At 53.9% G+C, this 20,240-nt stretch carries 16 protein-coding genes, 1 tRNA gene and 1 pseudogene; 11 read left to right on the top strand and 7 right to left on the bottom strand.

Features of this window, described 5'->3' with window-relative positions; translation table 11 throughout:
* Positions 1 to 132 precede the first annotated feature (132 nt).
* Positions 133 to 987 (bottom strand): MurR/RpiR family transcriptional regulator, encoded by an 855-nt coding sequence (locus ACE1BR_RS07610; protein WP_135320010.1) that lies wholly within the window; start codon positions 985 to 987, stop codon positions 133 to 135.
* A gap of 371 nt (positions 988 to 1,358) precedes the next feature.
* Between ACE1BR_RS07610 and ACE1BR_RS07615 the strand changes: the two genes are divergently transcribed.
* Positions 1,359 to 2,870, top strand: a complete 1,512-nt coding sequence (locus ACE1BR_RS07615; protein ID WP_374869043.1) for a CoA-acylating methylmalonate-semialdehyde dehydrogenase — start codon at positions 1,359 to 1,361, stop codon at positions 2,868 to 2,870.
* 349 nt (positions 2,871 to 3,219) lie between these two features.
* Here the strand turns inward: ACE1BR_RS07615 and ACE1BR_RS07620 are convergent, their stop codons facing one another.
* The 4 genes from ACE1BR_RS07620 to ACE1BR_RS07635 form a co-directional block, all read right to left on the bottom strand.
* Positions 3,220 to 3,864 (bottom strand): 3-keto-L-gulonate-6-phosphate decarboxylase UlaD, encoded by a 645-nt coding sequence (locus tag ACE1BR_RS07620; RefSeq protein WP_374869045.1) that lies wholly within the window; start codon positions 3,862 to 3,864, stop codon positions 3,220 to 3,222.
* Between the two features lie 124 nt (positions 3,865 to 3,988).
* Positions 3,989 to 4,681, bottom strand: a complete 693-nt coding sequence (locus tag ACE1BR_RS07625; protein WP_374869047.1) for an L-ribulose-5-phosphate 4-epimerase — start codon at positions 4,679 to 4,681, stop codon at positions 3,989 to 3,991.
* Between the two features lie 39 nt (positions 4,682 to 4,720).
* Positions 4,721 to 5,197, bottom strand: coding sequence for a PTS sugar transporter subunit IIA (locus ACE1BR_RS07630; protein WP_374869049.1), 477 nt, complete (start codon positions 5,195 to 5,197; stop codon positions 4,721 to 4,723).
* A 45-nt stretch (positions 5,198 to 5,242) separates the two neighbouring features.
* Positions 5,243 to 6,994 carry a PTS ascorbate-specific subunit IIBC gene (locus ACE1BR_RS07635; protein WP_374869051.1) on the bottom strand — a complete coding sequence of 584 codons (1,752 nt, stop codon included), beginning with the start codon at positions 6,992 to 6,994 and terminating at the stop codon, positions 5,243 to 5,245.
* Positions 6,995 to 7,505: 511 nt separating this feature from the next.
* Here ACE1BR_RS07635 and ulaG point away from each other — a divergent pair.
* The 6 genes from ulaG to ACE1BR_RS07665 all read left to right on the top strand — a co-directional run bounded on the left by ulaG (position 7,506) and on the right by ACE1BR_RS07665 (position 14,198).
* Complete coding sequence (gene ulaG, locus ACE1BR_RS07640) at positions 7,506 to 8,573, top strand: L-ascorbate 6-phosphate lactonase (RefSeq protein WP_374869053.1); 1,068 nt, start codon at positions 7,506 to 7,508, stop codon at positions 8,571 to 8,573.
* A 124-nt stretch (positions 8,574 to 8,697) separates the two neighbouring features.
* Positions 8,698 to 9,522 (top strand): Cof-type HAD-IIB family hydrolase, encoded by an 825-nt coding sequence (locus tag ACE1BR_RS07645; protein ID WP_374869055.1) that lies wholly within the window; start codon positions 8,698 to 8,700, stop codon positions 9,520 to 9,522.
* Positions 9,523 to 9,536: 14 nt separating this feature from the next.
* Positions 9,537 to 10,409, top strand: coding sequence for an L-ribulose-5-phosphate 3-epimerase (locus ACE1BR_RS07650; protein WP_374869057.1), 873 nt, complete (start codon positions 9,537 to 9,539; stop codon positions 10,407 to 10,409).
* A 97-nt stretch (positions 10,410 to 10,506) separates the two neighbouring features.
* The gene (ulaR, locus tag ACE1BR_RS07655; RefSeq protein ID WP_374869059.1) at positions 10,507 to 11,265 is read left to right on the top strand and encodes an HTH-type transcriptional regulator UlaR; all 759 of its coding nucleotides are present in this window, start codon (positions 10,507 to 10,509) and stop codon (positions 11,263 to 11,265) included.
* Between the two features lie 509 nt (positions 11,266 to 11,774).
* Complete coding sequence (locus ACE1BR_RS07660; RefSeq protein ID WP_374869061.1) at positions 11,775 to 13,712, top strand: S8 family serine peptidase; 1,938 nt, start codon at positions 11,775 to 11,777, stop codon at positions 13,710 to 13,712.
* Between the two features lie 18 nt (positions 13,713 to 13,730).
* Complete coding sequence (locus tag ACE1BR_RS07665) at positions 13,731 to 14,198, top strand: hypothetical protein (RefSeq protein ID WP_374869063.1); 468 nt, start codon at positions 13,731 to 13,733, stop codon at positions 14,196 to 14,198.
* Positions 14,199 to 14,322: 124 nt separating this feature from the next.
* Here ACE1BR_RS07665 and ACE1BR_RS07670 read toward each other — a convergent pair.
* Positions 14,323 to 14,410, bottom strand: a tRNA-Ser gene (locus ACE1BR_RS07670).
* A gap of 219 nt (positions 14,411 to 14,629) precedes the next feature.
* On the opposite strand from ACE1BR_RS07670, the gene ACE1BR_RS07675 reads away from it, so the two are divergent.
* From ACE1BR_RS07675 to ACE1BR_RS07685, 3 genes are all read left to right on the top strand, one after another.
* Positions 14,630 to 15,286, top strand: a complete 657-nt coding sequence (locus ACE1BR_RS07675) for a Bax inhibitor-1/YccA family protein (protein ID WP_042009855.1) — start codon at positions 14,630 to 14,632, stop codon at positions 15,284 to 15,286.
* A 164-nt stretch (positions 15,287 to 15,450) separates the two neighbouring features.
* Entirely contained in the window at positions 15,451 to 17,616 is a 2,166-nt protein-coding gene (gene yccS, locus ACE1BR_RS07680) for a YccS family putative transporter (RefSeq protein WP_374869065.1), read from the top strand.
* Positions 17,617 to 17,639: 23 nt separating this feature from the next.
* The gene (locus ACE1BR_RS07685) at positions 17,640 to 17,990 is read left to right on the top strand and encodes a TusE/DsrC/DsvC family sulfur relay protein (protein WP_374869067.1); all 351 of its coding nucleotides are present in this window, start codon (positions 17,640 to 17,642) and stop codon (positions 17,988 to 17,990) included.
* Between the two features lie 97 nt (positions 17,991 to 18,087).
* Here ACE1BR_RS07685 and ACE1BR_RS07690 read toward each other — a convergent pair whose 3' ends face one another.
* Complete coding sequence (locus ACE1BR_RS07690; protein ID WP_374869069.1) at positions 18,088 to 19,002, bottom strand: Gfo/Idh/MocA family protein; 915 nt, start codon at positions 19,000 to 19,002, stop codon at positions 18,088 to 18,090.
* 835 nt (positions 19,003 to 19,837) lie between these two features.
* On the opposite strand from ACE1BR_RS07690, the pseudogene ACE1BR_RS07695 reads away from it, so the two are divergent.
* A pseudogene (locus ACE1BR_RS07695) lies at positions 19,838 to 20,230 on the top strand (hypothetical protein); the annotation flags it as partial.
* Positions 20,231 to 20,240: the final 10 nt, after the last annotated feature.

A 20,240-nucleotide genomic window follows, 5' to 3' on the forward strand; every position in this document is an offset into this window, starting at 1 on the left:
GAGCTCCGTGCCCCCACCATGGGCTGAGGATCCTCTCCAGTGAAGGATCGACACGAACAATAGCACCACTCTATAGAACAAAATTTTCACTTAAAGACAAAAATGAAACGAATGTGATTTTTGTGATCCACTTTACGAAACGATGGAACCTTGCTTGGCCATCTCTTCACTCTTTTTAAAAGCCAGCCCTACCGCTAGCGATTGCAGTAGACATAAGGTCGCAGCTTGGGAACGAAACGCCCCCACTTGAGCCTCTTTCACTACAAAGCAGACATCACTCAATGATGCCAAAGGACTTATTTGACTATCTGTAATCACAATCTGGCTAGCTCCAACCTGAGCGGCTTTCTCACTGACCATCAGTGTTTCATCCGCATATGGGGTAAAACTGATAGAGATCACCACATCTCGGCTATTCATCAGGGCCGCCTCCTCGGCCAACATGCCACCCAAACCATCAAGCAACACGGTTCGTCGTTCCAGATGCCCAAGTGCGTAGCGAAGGTAAACTGCCGCACTGAAAGAACGACGTGAACCAATCACATAAATGGTGTCTGCCTCCTGCAAAAGGGAGATAGCCTGACACAGTTCAACTTCCGGTGTATGGAGTACCAACTGCTGCATTGACTGGGTATTTGCCCGCACAAACTCCTGCAGAATATGATGAGGTTGCTCCACCTCGGTTCCCCCCTCTATCTCACGAAACAGACGGGCCCGTTCTGTATAGCTCGCCGTTTCTTTGACCAGATCAAGGCGAAAAATCTGTTTCATTTCATTGAAACCATTGAAACCAAAGGTACTGGCAAACCGGATCAGTGTTGACGGGGGAACTCCGGCCTCCTTAGCAATAGCGGCTACGGTTTGCATCGCAACTATATTTTTATTATCTATCAAATACTTGGCTACTTGCTGTAAACGCTTGCTCAGCTCGCCATAGCGGGAGCGGATCTGCTCCTGTAGTTCTGCTAGGTTCTTCGCCACTGTCATTATGCTCTCCAATCCGTTGTAACCATGTTTACCTGGGCGCCAGCTGGCCTGTCAGAATGCCCAAGTCGATATTGAATAAATTGATAAAAATCAATCAGAAATCACAACGACGATGAAGGCCAGGGCTCATTCACTGCCTTAGGATCAAGCGTCCTGTCAGCAGCAATGGAACAACCATTCTTTCATATCATAAAAAACTGTAAACCATTTCGTTGCCATAGCCAGGGGTTCCACACGAGCGTGGCACCGACCTGCAGACATGCTGTCAACAATGTTGGATCGATCACAGAATGAAATTTTCATTTCCAATAATATTTTTATGAAACTTAAATTTCACAAAATCCGTGATCATCAGCCAAGAGAGAGAACGAATGGACATCGTACAGAACTACATCGGTGGCGCCATCACAGCCAGCCTCAGCGAGCGTATTGCCCCCATCTTCAATCCAGCGCAGGGCGAACAGATACGTCAGGTCTTATTGAGCTCAGCCGATGAAGTTCGTCAGGCAATTGCTGTTGCACACACGGCCTTCCCTGCATGGTCGCAAACACCGTCGCTGCGCCGAGCAAGAATTCTATTTAATTTCAAATCCTTGCTGGAAACCAAGCGAGATGAGTTAGCTCGGCTCATCAGCGAAGAGCACGGCAAGGTCTTATCTGATGCTCAAAGTGAACTGACTCGTGGCATGGAGGTTGTAGAGTTTGCTTGTGGCATTCCTCATCTACAAAAAGGAGAACACTCCGCCAACGTTGGTACCGGTGTTGACAGTCACTCGCTAATGCAACCACTCGGTGTCTGTGTGGGAATTACGCCTTTCAACTTTCCAGCCATGGTGCCCATGTGGATGTTCCCCATCGCCTTGGCAACAGGTAACACCTTCGTGCTTAAACCTTCAGAGAAAAATCCCTCACTGGCCTTACGCTTGGCGCAACTACTGAAGGAAGCGGGGCTACCTGATGGCGTGTTTAACGTCGTTAACGGAGACAAGGAAGCAGTCGATGTCCTGCTCACTGATGAAAGAGTTCAGGCCGTGAGCTTTGTCGGCTCTACCCCCATAGCCGAATACATATATTCAGTTGCTTCAGCACATGGCAAACGCTGCCAGGCGCTGGGGGGAGCCAAAAATCACTGCATCATCATGCCAGATGCAGATCTGGAACAGACTCTGTCTGCCATCATGGGCGCAGCCTACGGCGCAGCTGGTGAACGCTGCATGGCGCTGTCGGTTGCCGTCGCAGTGGGTGATGACATGGCAGATAATCTGGTTGCCGGGCTCAAAGCTCGCATTGCACAAATGCGAGTGGGGCCAGGAATCACCGAGGGTCAGGAAAATGACATGGGCCCGGTTATCTCTGCCCAGCATAGAGCCAAAATCATTGAGTATATTGACCAAGGTGTTGAACAGGGGGCCACGCTTTGCGTGGATGGCCGCAATTTCACGGTTCCCACTCACAAACAGGGTTTCTTCGTTGGTCCAACGTTGTTTGACCGGGTCACTCCGGAGATGAGCATCTATCAAGAAGAGATTTTCGGTCCAGTCCTGTGCATCGTCCGGGCCCCTGACTATCGCACCGCAGTGACATTAATCAATCGCCACCAATACGGTAACGGAACGGCCATCTTCACCCGTGATGGTGATACCGCCCGTCAATTTAGTGAAGAAGTGCAAGCTGGCATGGTCGGAATAAATGTGCCGATCCCTGTACCAATGGCATTCCATAGCTTCGGTGGCTGGAAACGCTCCATCTTTGGGCCATTGAATGTGCATGGTAACGATGGGGTTCGTTTCTACACCCGCATGAAGACTATCACGAGCCGCTGGCCAACTAGCGTACGGCTCGAACAACACACCGGCAGCTTTACCATGCCAACGATGGGATAACAAAAATGCATGAAAGAGAGGGGCAGTGCCTCTCTCTTTCATCATTGATACTCCAACCCCCTGGATAACTTCGTGGTTAGCCAGCAATACACAGCCAAATTCCAGATGTGAAAAAGCCCAAGCGATGACATCACTTGGGCTTTATACAATATGTTTGGTATTGCGAGCGTCGACTCTCGTGAGAGGTATGAATGTCCCGTTACGCCAGTCGCTACTGTATGTAACCCAAGTCCCGATGCGACCCTCACCCAAACGTGATAGCTGATGTAATGGACCGCTCGGCTTACTCGTTGTGGACTGTTATTGATAGCAACATCGCTTGAAAGGCCTCAAGCAACAACCATCAACATTACCAATATTTATTTATCTCGCTGCGCAGAGCTTCGGCGGTTGCCTGTCCGCTTTCAGAGGCCAATGCCCGCCCGGCGATAAAGGTCTTGGCGCGGATCCCTTCAAACAGATGGATATCTTCCGGCACAATACCACCAGTGATCGACAGCTCCAGTCCCAGTTCGGAAAGCGCACGCATCTTGCTCAGATCAGTCTGCGTCCAGCTGACACCGGCCAGCTCGGCATCCCGCGAACGGTGATAAATCGCCTGAGTGATCCCCATATCAGCCCACTGCTTGGCATCATCCAGTGTCCAGTTACCATAAATCTCGATCTGGATCTCTCCGCCAAACTCATCCGCAACTTTCTTGCAGGCAGCAATGGTAGCAACGTGGGCGGCCGCTGACACCGTAATCCAGTCAGCACCGGCAGAGAAGGCCATACGGGCCAGAATGGCTCCACCATCTGTGGTCTTCATATCGCATACGATGATGTGATTGGGGTGGCGCTCGCGCATGGTACGTACCGCAGACATGCCCTCCGCAAAGGCCAGGATAGTCCCGACTTCGATAACCTCGACATAACCGGCAACCCGATCGGCAATATCTACCGCAGTTGCAAGATCGGTAGAATCCAGAGCAATCTGTAACATTGGCTTGGTCATAATATATTTCCTTAATTTAAATTGTTGGCAGGATACACAAGGCCATTGATTTAAAGTCGAAAAGAGGCCGTAACCTGAAGTCACTAAAAAAATAGAATTAAAATTTAACGTATATGGTGACTAATTAACGCTGACCATAATAAGCATTGGCACCGTGTTTCCTGAAATAGTGTTTGTCAGACAACTCCTGCGCAATATGTATTGCCGGATTCAATGCTCTGGTTGCCAGTGCCATTGTTGCAACCTCTTCCAGAACCAGCGCATTATGCACCGCGTCTACCGCACTCTTGCCCCAGCAAAATGGGGCATGACCAGTGATAACTACGCCAGGCAAGGCCTGCGGGTCAAGATCGCGCCGATAGAACTCTTCGACGATGACCTCACCGGTGTTTTTCTCATAATCAACGCGAATTTCATCTTCAGTCAGGGGACGGGTGCAGGGTATATCCCCATAAAAATAATCGGCGTGCGTCGTCCCCAATGCAGGAATATCCATACCTGCTTGCGCCCAAATTGTGCCATGACGTGAATGGGTGTGCACAATGCCAGAAATACCTTGGAACGCTTTATATAAAACCAGATGGGTGGCTGTATCACTGGATGGGGATAAATGCCCGTCAACAACCTGCCCATCCATATTAACGACCACGATATCGTCAATGGTCATATTGTCGTAAGAGACTCCGGACGGCTTGATAGCCACGACGCCCCGGGTGCGATCAATCTGGGAAACGTTGCCCCATGTCAGGGTAACCAGACCGTATTGGGGCAACAGCAGGTTGGCCTCCAGTACAGCCTCTTTCAATGAGTTGTACATTACGTTCTCCTGGGCCCCTTGCGGGGCCGCATTAGGTACTTAGGCCATTTGAGCCAGCGCTAGGTCAATAACGTTGAATACATCGCTCTTGCTGCGGCAAGCTCTCAGCTTGTCGAGGTTGATCCCGCTCTCGCTGTTTTCATCCTCCAGTACCTGAGTCACCTCCATCAGCCCCTCCATGTGTTCATCGGAGGTGCTACCCGCCAGCGTCACCAGCACATCCACCGGCTCCTCTTCCCCCTCAAACGTCACCGGAGTAGTCAGAGTGACCAATGCGAACGCCGTGCGATTGACCCCATCTTCGGGTCTGGCATGAGGCATCGCAAACTGCGGTGCAATCACAATGTAGGGACCCATTTTTTCGATGCTACCGATGATGGCATCGTGGTAACCAGGTTCAACGGCGCCAGAGCGGATCAGCATGTCAGTACCCAATTTGATGGCGCTGCGCCAGTCGGTAGCTACTGCGTTGAGTAATACAGAGTCGTTTTCGATCAATGATTGTTTGAATTTCATGTGGTTCTCCTTGCCCGCTGCCGATGGCAGACGAGACTCTCTGGATTAATTTGCAAAGTTGTTTTTGATGAGGCCCAACAGCTCATCACCAAACGAATTGGGGTTAAGCATGTTCTGCACACCCAGCACGAACTTGCCCTCACCGGGACTCATTTCACCGGCCAGATGCTTGGAAGAGACAATAATGTCGGTGGTCTGAAGCTTGGTTTTGTAATCGGCCACGGCACAAGAGTCCATGATATGGGGCACCCCACGCTGCTCGAGAAACTTGCCGATCTTCATCTTCATCATCATGGATGAGCCCTGACCGTTACCACACACCGCCAGGATCCGCACCGCATGTCCGCCTTTAACACTCTCGGATTGCGTAGCAGGCATATCGGTCTCTTCTTCTGCCTTGATAGCGCCCGGCACGGCCATATCCTCTTCCATACGCAACGTGCGGGAAGCGAAGAACATATAGAGCCCGGCACCAACCAGCAATACCACGAAGAACAGGGAGGAGATGGAAAGACCCTGCATGATCACCGGGAACACCAGTGCCCAGTCCGCCATGCCCATCCAGCCATTGAAGCTGGTACCGTTGACCGCAAACAGATGGATTGCCCAGGCCGAGCCCAGCACTTCGATGATCCCCATCACGAAGCAGATCTTCATCACTGCGCGCCAGCCGCCAAAGTGGTTGGCGAACACCCCGATAGTGGCGTTGGAGAAGAACATCGGAATGAAGCCCGGGATAATCATGATGGGCGCCTGGAATGCCAGCAGAGCGAGCACAGCGAGGAACTGACCAATCGCGCCCCACATAAAGCCAAAGACCATGGCGTTCGGTGAATAGGCATAAATAGCAGCACAGTCGATAGCCAGAACAGCATTGGGAATGACCCGCTCGGAGATCCCCTTGAAGGCCTCGGAGAGCTCGGCGACAAACATCCGCACCCCCACCACGATGACCTGAATGGCAACCGCAAACTTGAGGCCGGTCTCGAGAATATAGATGGACCAGTGGGTCTGACCCGCCATCTGCTGCAGATTATCGAGACCAAACGAGAGCAGGATGATGCCGAAGAAGATGGTCATCACAATCGCGGTCGCCGTGATGCTGTCGTGGAAGATGTGCAGCCACTTTGGCAGTTTCAGATGATCGACACTCTCCTCCTTATTGCCCAGTTTGGATGCCACCTTGGTCGCAATCCAGGAGGCAACCTGTTGCTGGTGACCAATGGAGAACCCGGCCCCCCCAGTCACTTCCTGGGTTGGCTTGAACATGATGTTGGAGGAGATCCCCCAGTAGAGGGCCATGATGACAGCAGAGCAAATGACGGTTTCCCACATTGAGGCACCCATCACCATATAGAAGACCGCGACCAGACCCACCTGCTGGAACATGATGTGACCAGTCAGCATGATGGTGCGGATCCCGGTATAGCGACGCAGCAATACCAGCAGAATATTCAGTGCCAATCCCAGTAATACCGCATAGCCAACCCAGGAGTAGTTGTCCCCCATGGTTTCCATGGTGGCCATCATGGTGGTGTAAGGGTCAATCACTGAGCCGGTGAGATGGTGGTATTCCGCAATTTTGTCCACCACCGGCTTGAAGCCAGCCACCAGTGTGCTGGCACCGACCTGTACCAACATGAAACCAACAATGGTCTTCACCGTCCCCTTGACGACGGTGGTGCCATCCTGCTTGAGCAACAGGTAGCCAATACAGGTCACCAGCCCCAACAGCAGGGGTGCTTTGGTCATCACCTGACTGTAAAAGATGTAAAAAGCGTTGTAGAGGGTTTCCATATTTATGCTCCGTCCAGATGAGGACAACTCATTGCTATTGGATTGGTGTGTAAATCTCACCATTTATATCGGTATTGCTTTGCCTGACTCCTGCGAGCAGATTCAACCGCAACCACTCATCGCGAAATCTAAATAAATCATACATAATCACATAGTGATTTATTGTGATGAAGATCTAGGTCAAGAGAATCTCTCCCCCCATCTCCAGTTGTGATTTTTAGGTTAAAAAGACGCTGAAAGCCGTAAAAAATGATTCACACAGATTGATTTATTTCGTTAAACACAAAAATCACCCTATAAATACAACAACTTACATATAAGCCCATCTCTAACTCAAAATAAATCGTAACCGACATCACAAAACAATCACCACAATCATTGATAATCATCAAAACCAAGAATATAGTCACATCCAATCAGAACGAATCATTGGCACGCAATCATGCAGGCCATGTCATCACCCGATGGATCAACTCTGTGTGACCCATCCAAACCAGAAAAGGTATGTCAGATGAGCAAGATTGATGAAATCACCCGTGAATCATGGATCCTCAGCACCTTCCCGGAGTGGGGCACCTGGCTGAATGAAGAGATTGAACAGGAAGAGGTAAAACCGAACACATTCGCCATGTGGTGGCTGGGTTGCACCGGTATCTGGCTGAAGTCTGCCGGCAATACCAACATCTCCATCGACTTCTGGTGCGGCACCGGCAAGCGCACCCATGGCAATCCCAACATGAACAAGCAGCACCAGATGATGCGGATGGGGGGCGTGCGCAAGCTGCAACCCAATCTGAGAACCTCACCTTTCGTGCTCGATCCTTTCGGAATTAAAGCTATCGATGCTGTGTTGGCCACCCATGACCATGCCGACCATATCGACGTCAATGTGGCGGCTGCCGTGCTGCAAAACTGTGGTAAACATGTGAAGTTCATCGGCCCCAAGGCCTGTGTCGACCTCTGGCAGCGCTGGGGAGTACCGGCCGAGCGCTGTGTGGTGGCGCGTGTGGGTGACGAGATCCCGGTGGGTGATATCGTGATTCAGGTGCTCGATGCATTTGACCGTACCGCGCTGGTTACCCTACCCGCTGGGGTCTCATCCACCGACAAGAACATCCTGGATGGCATGGACGATCGGGCGGTGAACTATCTGGTCAAAACATCCGGTGGCAACCTCTACCACTCGGGTGACTCTCACTACTCCAACTACTATGCCAAGCACGGCAACGACTACCAAATCGATGTAGCCCTGCTCTCTTATGGCGAGAACCCGCGCGGTGTGACCGACAAGATGACCTCCTCAGACATCTTGCGTGCCGGGGAATCCCTCAACACCAAGGTAGTGATCCCGTTCCATCACGATATCTGGGCCAACTTCCAAAATGATCCCCGCGAGATCGAAGTGCTGTGGAATATGAAGAAAGAGCGCCTCGGCTATCGCTTCAGCCCCTTCTTCTGGCAAGTCGGTGGCAAATACACCTTCCCGACCGACCAGAGCAAGCTGCACTATCAGCACCCGCGCGGATTTGATGACATCTTCATCGACGAGCCGGAGCTGCCTTACAAGTCCTTCCTCTAATAAGCACGACTTGTCAGTAAGTCGGGTAGTGTGATGGGTGGTGATTGATATGAGCCGACAAGCGCGTCGTATCAATCACTCCCTGCATTACCTCCCTCTCACCAGATAACAAGAAGAGCAGACGATGCGCTATCACGCCCTGGCCCTCGATCTCGACGGCACCACCCTGACCAGTGCTCACACCATCATGCCCGCCGTCAAAGAGGCCATCATGAGGATCAAGGAGCAGGCCACCGTCATGCTGGTCACCGGCAGACATCACACAGCAGCCCACCCTTATCATCACGAACTGGGCCTGACCACCCCCATCATCTGCTGCAACGGGACCTACGTTTACGACTATGACCAGCGAGCCGTTCTGGCGGATAACGCCATACCTCATGAGTTGGCGCAACGCTTCATCACGCTGGCACACCAACATCAACTCAATCTCGTCATGTATGTCACTGACCGCATGGTCTACTCCTCCCATCAGCCGGTTCGCTATATGGAGGCCATGCAGCAATGGGCTACCGCTTTTCCGCCACAGATCCAGCCACAGATAGCCAGTGTTGACTCGTTTGAAGAGGAGCTGGCAAACAGCAGCCATATCTGGAAATTCGTCGCAGAGGGGGATATCGCCGCAATTCAGGCATTCTCCAACCACCCCTGGATTCGCGAACACTTCAGTGGCGAACAGTCCTGGTCCAATCGGGTTGATTTTGCCCGTAGAGGCAACAGCAAGGGGGCGCGCCTGCTTAAACACCTGGAACAACAAGGGATCAGCCCGGCACGACTGGTCGCCATCGGCGACAACCACAACGACACCTCGATGCTCTGCCTCGCAGGAATAGGCATCGCCATGGCCAATGCCGAACCAGAGGTCCGGCTGATGGCCGACCGGGTCACCCGCGAGAGCAACGACGAGGGCGGGATCCTCGAAGTATTGAACAGCTATTTCCCTATCTGAATGCAGGAGCTTGTATGCATAACTTTGACCATGCCATTCGCCTCGGCCTTTATGAAAAAGCGATGCCCTCCGAGCTGGAGTGGGAAGAAAAAATTCTGTCAGCCAAAGAACTGGGGTTCGATTTCATCGAGATATCCATTGATGAGTCGGATGAAAAGTTGCAGCGGCTGGATTGGTCAGATAGCGAAATCTATCAGCTCAGACACCTGTGTGAGAAACACAGCTTCCCGCTGCACTCCATGTGCCTGAGTGCCCATCGCCGCTTTCCCTTTGGTTCGCACGATCCGGCCATCCGCGAGCAGGCGGCCATCCTCATGGAAAAAGCGATCAATCTGGCATACAAGCTAGGCATTCGCTGCATCCAGCTGGCAGGCTATGACGTCTATTACGAACCCCAAAGCGAACAGACCCACCGCCACTTCATCGAAGGAATGCTGGCAGCAACCAAGATGGCGGAACGGGCAGGCATCATGCTGGGTGTGGAGATCATGGATACCCCCTACCTCAACTCTCTCAGCAAATTCGAAGTGCTGAAAAAGCAGATCCCCTCCCCCTACTTTATGGCCTACCCGGATGTCGGCAATATCACCGGCTGGAACTACGACACCTGTACCGAACTGCAATTGAGCGCTGAGCATATCGTGCAGATCCATCTCAAAGATACCCGCAAGGTATCAGCCGATTGCAAGGGACAGTTCCGCGATCTGGTGATTGGCGAAGGAGAGGTCGACTTTGCCGCGATTTTCAACACCCTGGCAAACATCGGTTACAACGGGCCGCTGGTGCTGGAGATGTGGGCCAAGGATGCACAATGGGCCAGTAACCTGAAAACGGCCAAAGCGCGGCTGATCGAACTCGCTCGGCAAGCAGATCTGGCTCTCGTCTGATATCTCAGTATCAGAAGTGTTAACAAGGTGGCTGTCATTCACTCTTATGCGCGATATCATCACCACCCAATCAGATTCAATCATCATTAGGCACGATATGACAGAAGCACATCGCCATAACGCTATTTTGGAATTGCTCAATCAGAAACGTCATCTGTCGGTCAGCAGCATAATGCAAGCCTTTGATATTTCTCCGGCAACTGCTCGTCGCGATATCAACAAGCTCAATGATTCCGGCAAACTGCGCAAGGTACGCAACGGAGCCGAAGCCTTGATGCAGGTGAGAAAGGCCCATTGGTCTCCTCTCGACAGCAACGAAAGTGTTAATCACAGCGAGAAGGTGCGCATCGCCCAGGCAGCCGCTGCCCTCATCAAACCGGGTGAAAGCGCAGTCATCAACTGTGGTTCAACCGCCTTCGTACTGGGTCAGGAGATCTGCGGGCAGGATGTTCAGGTCATCACCAACTACTTCCCGCTCGCCAACTACCTGATCGAGAATGACCATGACGGCGTGGTGATCATCGGGGGTCAATACAACAAGTCGCAGTCCATCACCCTGGCACCGCAGGACGAGATCTCCTCCCTCTATGCCGGGCACTGGATGTTTACCAGCGGCAAGGGCGTGACTGCCGATGGTCTCTACAAGATGGATATGCTGACCGCCATGGCAGAGCAGAAGATGCTCAACCACGTTGGCCGACTGGTGGTATTGGCCGACAGCAGCAAGGTGGGGCAACGGGCAGGCATGCTGTTTTGCGCCGCCAGCAAGATAGACATTCTGATCACCGGCAAGGATGCAGATCAAGATGTCATCGAACAGCTCAAAGCCAAAGATGTACAGGTCATTCTGGTTTAGCTGTGATAGGGAACAATCGATGTGTTCTCACCCACCATCTGCTCCCGCCCACATGGGAACAAACAATGCTCAAGCGGAAAGCCGCTTGGGCTTTCCCTGTCTGATATAACCGACAGACCGGTGAAAATTTAAAAAACATATCTTAACCACTGCAGAACCAGATAATCCGCAATACCGATCCAGCCCTTCTTTTCTCTCCTGTCAGCGATGTAATTTACTTATTTATCAGTATAGCCATCTGTTTTTCATTTGTTGTCATTGAATGCCGATTAATCCAGTGCAAACGATGTAAAACACCGAAATAAAAACAAAAAGATCAATAACTAAAATCACGCGGCCCTCTAAATTAATCACATTGGCCACATCATTTAAATAGCAACCATAAATAAGATCGCATTTCTTTGATGTATTTCAAAATATCAAAAAAAGCCCATTTTGAATCCCAGCTTTACCTGTATAGATTTCTTTCGCACTCAGGAAGGTGCGATTCAAAATGGAGTTGAAAAATAATGAAGCAAACATCATTAGCGCTGGCCATCGCAGCGCTGCTGTCGACATTGTCCAGTGCATCTGTTCAGGCAGATCCGGATTGTCAGCTACTCACGGGCAGAGAAGGTAACATCGATATCAGCCGCAACAACAACACCAGCGATCGCTGCTTGCCGGGCAATAATCCCCTGCAAGATCAGCAGTGGCACCTCCTCAACACCGGTCAGGATGCCTTCAGTGCCAGCGGAGGCAAGGCAGGCAATGACCTTAACCTCTGGTGGGCCCACCGCACCGGCGTGCAGGGTGAGGATATCAATGTGGCGGTGCTGGATGACGGGCTGGCTATCCGCCACCCAAATCTCAGGAGCAATATTCGCGCGGGCTCGTATAACTTTGTGAACCGCAACAACGACCCCACCCCAACCGATCCGGATGATGCGCATGGTACCGCTGTCGCCGGCATCATTGCCTCTGCAGATAATGGGATAGGAACCCTGGGTGTTGCGCCAAGAGTAAGGCTACAGGGATACAACATACTTGCTAGCCAGGGGCAGAAGAACCAGCTCTACGCCCTTGGGGGTGATAAAAACCCCCGAGGCGATAATAGAGTCTTCAACCAAAGCTATGGCTCTAGTCATTTGTACCCTGCGTCCGTCAGCAAGGAAGATGATCCTGATCTTAAGGGTTATAAGCTGGATCTTATCCAACGCGAAGCGTTGTTAGAACGAAAGACCCTTCTGGATAATGCCGCCTATATCAAGGCAGCCGGAAACGGTTTCAAAAAGATAAAAGTAGGTCGCTATACATACACCCGTGACATCCCTGGCAATGGTGGCCCTGCGTTGCCATTTCAAAATAGCAATCTGGATCCGTCCAATACCAACTTCTGGAATCTGGTGGTCAGTGCCATCAACGCCGATGGCAAGCGCTCCTCCTACTCCAGCGTGGGCAGCAACGTCTTTATCAGCGCCCCGGGTGGCGAATACGGTACCGACTCCCCTGCCATCGTTACCACGGATCTGCCTGACTGCGACCGAGGCTACAATCGGGCTGGCGACGAAAACCGGGATAGACATGTAGAAAACCCCAATCGACTCCATACCGACCAGCCGCTGGTTGATGACAATTGTGAATATGTGGGCACCATGAACGGCACCTCTGCCGCCACCCCCAACACCTCGGGCGCCATGGCCCTGCTGATGTCTGCCTACCCGGAGATGTCGGTGCGGGATCTGCGGGATCTGCTGGCGCGCAGCGCAACCCGGATCGATGCAGATCAGCAGCCGGTGAGGGTCAGCTACATCACCGAAAGCGGCAAAAAGCGAACAGTCAAAGGGCTAGAAGGGTGGGAACGCAACGCCGCTGGCATGTGGTTTAGCCCCACCTACGGTTTTGGTCTGATCGATGTCAACCAGGCACTTAAGGAGGCAGAAAAACATACGCCACTGCCCCCACTGGTGAAATTGCCATGGCAGCAGACCAACGTCCCCGCAGAGGAGGCCGACATTCCCGATGTCGGCGACAAGCCAACCCGTTCGACCACTAATATCACAACACCTCTGAAGGTAGAGGCGGTACAGGTCATGATTAATCTGGAGCACCAGCGCCTATCCGACCTGCTGATTGAACTGGTCTCCCCCTCTGGTACCCGTAGCATACTGCTCAACCCCTTCAACAGTCTGATCGGGCAATCACTTGATATGAAGTTGCGGGGCTTTACACACATCAAAGGACTGCGCGACATGCGTTTGCTCAGCAACAAGTTTTATGATGAACCGGCTCAGGGAGAGTGGCGATTGGAAGTCACTGATGTATCTGGCTCGGCACATCAGGTAGGACGGTTTGTTGAAGGCTCCAAGTTACCACTCCTCAATCTGGTCGAGTTTAACAACCGTCAACCGGGAAAAATGCTCAATTGGTCCCTGCGGATCCTGGGTCACGACATCAACGGCAACTAACCAGCCAGGAGTATTATCATGAAAAAAACTGTTACCTTGCTGCTGGCAACCCTGTTGCTCCCTCTCTCCGGAGCTCTGTGCGCCGCAGAATCAGTGACTATGGATGGCAAGCAGTACAAGACGATAGAAGTGAACGACCAGACTTACCTCACTCCCGACAACGGCAGCAAGAGGCAGGTCGCCAACAGCCTGGATACGGTAGATGGCAAAGCAGCGGCACAGCCCCTGCACCGCGGCGATGTGCTGATGGAGGGAGCCGCCAGCCCGGAGCTGACCGTTAGCGGCACCCTGCTGGTGAAGGCTGATGATGCAAGGGCCAAAGAGCTGGCCGCCCGTCACGGCCTGAACTTCCAGTTGAGCAGTGGCGGCATCGCCCTGCTGGAGGCCAAACCGGGCAGCGATCTCAACGCCATCGCCCAGCAAATCAAGCAGCAAGGGATAGCGGTGCAGATCGAGCTGACCGGCGACCTGATGCAGCCCAATTGAGATATGGTCGACATCACAGCCTTCATCGGTGAAGCCAAACGAACCGACATCAGATGGCCAGCCCGGTGATACGCAGATACGAAAAAGCCCAAGCGGGTAACCGCTTGGGCTTTCTCTTTGAATATGGCGGAGGAGGTGGGATTTGAACCCACGGATGGTCGCCCATCGCCGGTTTTCAAGACCGGTGCATTCAGCCGCTCTGCCACCCCTCCGAACGGCGTGCATACTACGTCAATGGCCCGTTCATATGCAATACATATTTCCTGTGGGATAGTGTGCGGGAGCAAAATGGCAGGTGGCTTGAAATTGTTCCTCGTCATCCCTATTTGTTCTACATACAATGCGTACACATGCAGTAACACGTGCAGTAACAAAAGCGATAACGAGGCGGCCGCTCGCTGCCCCACCCGGACCTTAAGAGGACACCCAAGATGGATACCCGTTCTATCTACACTGGCACCCAAAGTGCCGTACGCGATACCAACAAGGTGCTGCGTAACACCTATATGCTGCTCTCCCTCACTCTGGGCTTCTCTGCCGTGGTGGCAGGGGTCGCTACCGTGATGAACATGCCGCCGCTGCACTGGGCCGTGTTCCTGATCGGCGTCTACGGTCTGATGTTCCTGACCGAGAAGAATCGCAACAACGGCATGGGCCTGGTATTCACCTTCGCCCTGACCGGTCTGCTGGGCTATAGCCTGGGCCCCATCATCAACATGTACATGAACAATGGTGGTGGCGAGATCGTGATGACTGCCCTTGGCGGCACCGCACTCACCTTCTTCGGTCTGTCGGCGTATGCCCTGACCACCAAGCGTGACCTCTCCTTTATCGGCGGCATGCTGTTCGTTGGTTTCTGGGTACTGCTGGTCGCCATGGTGGCCAACATCTTCCTGCAGATGAGCGCCCTGAGCCTGGCGCTGTCCGCCATGTTCATGCTGTTCTCCTCCGGGGCCATCCTGCTGACTACCCAGCAGATCGTGCGCGGCGGCGAGACCAACTACATCTCTGCGACCGTCACCCTGTATGTCTCCATCTACAACATCTTCCTGAGCCTGCTGAGCCTGCTTGGCGGCAACCGCAACTAATCAGAAACCCCGCTTCGGCGGGGTTTTTACTGGCTCCTGTTTCTGTCAGGATAAGTTGTAAATCAAGGATATGAAGCGAAGTGGCCCTGATTTGGATCAGGGCCACTTCGCGCTTGGCGGGTTACTATCCTGCTCTCGTTTCGTTCAAGGGTTGTTCCTGTTTCATGCCGATGGAATTTTCTGGCCTGCTGCGCCGACTGCTGACCGATAGTCACATCTACTTCGCACTCAAGGTGCTGCTGGCCATTCTCGGTCTGCTCGCCTTCACCCTGGCCACCGGCAATATCCAGCTCACCGTGCTGCTCTCCCTCGGGTTAGTGGCGGGCGCCATCGCCGAAACCGACGACAGCCTGTGGGGACGCCTCAAGAACCTCGCCATGACGCTGGTCTGCTTCATGTTTGCGTCCCTGTGCGTGCAGTATCTCTACCCCACCCCCTGGCTGTTTGCCATCGGGCTGGCCAGCTCCACCTTTATCTTCGTGATGGTAGGGGCGCTCGGTGCCCGCTACGCCACCATAAGCTTTGGCTCGCTGCTGATCGCCATCTACACCATGCTGGGGGCCGCCAAGGCGCCGGATCTCTTCTATCAGCCGCTGGCACTCGGCGCTGGTGCCCTCTGGTACGGGCTGGTCTCTTTCATCTGGCTCTGGCTGCTGCCCTACAAAACCCTGCACGAGCAGCTGGCCCAGAGCTACTTCGCCCTTGGCCGCTACCTGCTGGAAAAATCCCGCTTCTTCCCGGCGGACGAGCACGGCGCCCAGGCCATTCGCCACAATCTGGCCCAGCTCAACATCAATCTGGTGAGCGCGCTGACCCTCACCAAGTCGGCCCTCAATGCCCGCCTGAGCCGCCGCCATCCCGCCAGCCCCGAGCTGGCCAGCCTGCTGCGTCTCTATCTGCTGGCGCTGGAAATTCACGAGCGCGCCACCTCCAGCCACTACCCCTACAGCCGACTGGAAGCCGAGCTCAAGCAGGGCATCGTACTGGAAGGATTTCAGGAGCTGTTCCTGCAACTCTCCGAGGCGTGTCAGCGGCTGGGTTACGCCATTCTGGTGCACAAGCCCTACGCCCATAACAAGCGCATCCACTGGACACTGCAGGCCCTCGGCGATCAGCTGGAGTTCACCAATCTCAAGCAGCACTACCCGAAAACCCTGCTGACGCCGATGAAGTTCCTGCGCCGCAATCTGGCCAGCATCAACCAGCTGCTGGGCAGTGCCGAAGTGCTGCAAAACCCCGAACAACCGCAGCAGGAGCTGCCCGCGCTGGCGCGGCCGCCCCGCCTGCCGCTGCTGACCCAGCTCAAGCAGCACCTCACCTTGCACTCCATGGTGTTTCGCCACGCGCTGCGTTTGTCACTCGGGCTGGTGATCGGCTACGGCATACTACAAGCCTTTGATATCGAAAAGGGCTACTGGATTTTGCTGACCGTGCTGTTTGTCTGCCAGCCCAGCTACAGCGCCACCCGGCGCCGACTGGTGCAACGGATGCTCGGCACCTTTATCGGGATCCTGGTGGGACTCCCGGTGCTCTGGCTGTTCCCCGAGCTGCACGTCCAGCTGGTAGTGATGGGGCTCGCCGCCTTCCTCTTCTTCACCCAGGTGCGCAACAACTACAGTGCCGCGGTCTGCTTTATCACCCTCTATGTGCTGATGGCGTTCAACCTGCTCGATGGCATCGGTTTCGCCATTCTGGGGCCGCGCTTGCTCGACACCCTGCTCGGCTGCCTGATCTCCTACGGGTTGGTGGCCTGGCTGTGGCCGGACTGGCAATACAAACGGCTGCCGACCCTGATCGCCAATTCGCTCTCGGCCAACGCCCGCTACCTCTCGGCGGTGCTGGCGAGCCTCAAGCAGCAGCGGGACGAGTCCATCGACTATCGGGTAGCGCGCAAGAGCGCCCATCTGGCGGACAGCGAGCTGGCCACCGCCTGGCAGAGCATGCTGGTGGAACCGCAAAAGCGCCGCCGCTTTCTCGATCTCTGCTTTACCCTCACCTGGCGCAACCACGCCCTGCTCTCCTACATCTCGGCGCTGGGGGCCCATCGCGACAAGCTGGAGGCCATCAACGGGCTGGATGAGATGCGCCACCACATCTGCCACACCCTGGAGCAGGCGGCCGGTCATCTGGCGGGCACCCCCTCCAGCTCCATCGGCAGCAAAAACCTGCTGCTCACCACGGATGGCGATAACGAGTGCAGCGAGGAGCAGTTGATGCTGACCCAGCAGCTCAACCTGATCAGCGAGCTGGCGGATGAGTTGCTCCATCTGGCCAACGAGAGCCGGTTGCTCACCGGGGATCAAGGCGCTACCATGCCCGCCCAATCCTGATAGCCCCATTAGCGAGGAGCCCCATGTCTGCGCCCGAACAACATCAGCTGGAATTTAACGGCCAACTCATAAAGACCGATGCCAAGGGCTACCTGCTCAACAGCAGCGACTGGAGCGAGGAGCTGGCGCTGGTGCTGGCTGCGCAGGAGGGGATCGTGCTGGAGGAGCCGCACTGGGAAGTGGTGCGTTTCGTGCGTGCCTTCTATCTGGAGTTCAACACCTCCCCCGCCATCCGCGCGCTGGTCAAGGCGATGGAGAAGCAGTACGGCCCCGAGAAGGGTAACAGCCGCTACCTCTACAAGCTGTTCCCGGAAGGACCCGCCAAACAGGCGACCAAGATTGGCGGCCTGCCCAAGCCGGTGAAATGTATCTGATCCCATAACAACGGGGGCCGCAGCTGCGGCCCCTGTTGTTTTTGGTGCGCCTTGCTCGCGCACCTCGTATTCACATCCCTCGCACTGCCAACCAACGTTATCCCTGCTCTTCTGCCTGCGCGACCAATTGCTCCGCCAACCGGTGACCGTGCAGGTAGGAGGCGATCAGCTCGCTATCCGCCTTGCCCGATTCAATCTGCTGATACCAGTGCTCCAGCATGGCGGCAAAACCGCGCTGGGCCAGCACCGGCTGCCAGTCGTTGGGGGCCAGCATCTCGGCCTGCTTGTCACGGGCGATGCTACCGCGGGTGCAGTTCTCAAGGTGCAGAGAGAGGTTATCGCCGTAGGCATCGATGCGCTCCTCGGTGATCCCGGCGCTGCGGTTCATGCTGCCGCTGATGGCGCGATCCCCGCGTTGCCAGCTGACACTTACTCCGGCCAACAGACGCTTGTCCTGCGTACAGGGCCGCAATACCGCATGGAAGTCCCCCTGTGGCACGCCGCCATAGAAGCAGAGGCTGTCGAGCACATGGATAAAGTCGTCGAACATAAAATCCCGCGCCTTGCCCGGCAGGGCGAAGCGGTGCTTCTGCCAGTTGAGTTCGGTCAGCGGCTGGGCACGGGCCTCGGCCATGGCGGGCAGATAACGGCGGTTAAAGCCGGTAAAGAGGGCGCAATCTTGCGCCACGGCGAGGTTGGCCAGCGCTTCGGCCTCGGCCAAGTTGTCGCACAGGGGCTTGTCGACAAAGGTAGGGATACCGGCGCGCAGGCACTGCTCGGCAATCTGGCTATGCACCGCAGTGGCGGCGTGGATCATCACGGCGTCGGGGCGGCTGGCCAGCATGGCCGCCACATCGGTAAAGCACTCGGCGACCCGATACTGGCGAGCCAGCTGCTCCAGCACCGCTGGATTGCGGGTACAGAGCAGCGGGGTGACCCGCTCATCGCTGGCAAGCAGCGGCAGATAGGCTTTCTGGGCGATATCCCCCAGACCAATCATGGCAATGCGCATGACAACTCCTTGTTTTATCTGGCAAGCGTGTGGCGGGCACCTGCGGCAACCCGGCAATTCAAACAGGGCCACAGGGTAACACTGCCCTTCACCTCGTCTCCATCACCGGCTAAAAATGATCCCGTTGAACCCCACGGAGCAGCGGCCACCATGTTAAGCACAAATCGTTTCCCACTCCGGTCTGGACCACAGGCAACACCGGCGAAGCTGCGACCATAACAGGGTGCTGACATCATGCTTCATGAGTTGCAAAAGGCACATTGAACCATCTACCAGTCGTAATTTAATACCCGGTAAATGGTGCTCACATTCAACGCCATGACCATGTTTATATGATTCATTATTGATGCGCCAAGCCAACACCCTCCCCTTTCTGATTATTCCAGCCATTGCAAATCTATGGCCATGCGGCAACGAGAGTGCTACCAAAAATAGTTTTCCGTTAAGCAACGAAAAGACTACCTAGGGCATTCTTTACCTCTTGGCTGAATGTTTTACTTGGCAACAGCTCAATAAGAAAAAGAACATAGTGACAATCAAGACAATAAATACGACCTCGTCATACATCCTTGCCCAAATGCTGGCTAATATGTCTTTACTCATCACTACTGATATAAAACAAATTTAAATGCCCGGCTAAAAAATCATTTCACCTATGTATCAACCTGAATTTTTGATGGTATACAACTCTATTGCACGCTATTTTAGTGGGGTCTGTTTGGATACAAACAGCATAACAGGTCATTATTGTTAATATTGTAATTAATCTTGCCCCTTCAGTTATTTACAATAATGATATTAAGATGCAAATACTTTTACTTATGAGGAAGAATGGATGCATTTTCATAAATATTCCCCGTTGGCGCTGATAGTATTATGTTCTATGAGCTCAGCCTCTCTTCAAGCCAATGAATGGAATACGGTCGCCGCTCGCGCAACCAACGCTGACGGTTATTCCATCCGGGTCAACCAGTTCCGGGTAGCCAATGTACCCCTTGATTTTTTTGACAGCGTAAAGGCTGGTTCCCGGCAGTTAACGTTGCCACTCCCCGATGGTGGTGAGGTCACATTTACGCTCCAGCAATATGATCTGCTGCCACCAGATCAGGCGGCAAAATTCCCGGAGATCCTGACGTTCAAGGGCCATAATCCAGCGCAACCTATTGAGACGGGACGATTTGAACTGGGACCACTGGGCTTTCACGCCATGTTTACCCATCAGGGGCGTTGTTAATGGG

It is taken from the genome of Aeromonas sp. MdU4, from assembly GCF_041929505.1.
Classification (GTDB): domain Bacteria; phylum Pseudomonadota; class Gammaproteobacteria; order Enterobacterales; family Aeromonadaceae; genus Aeromonas.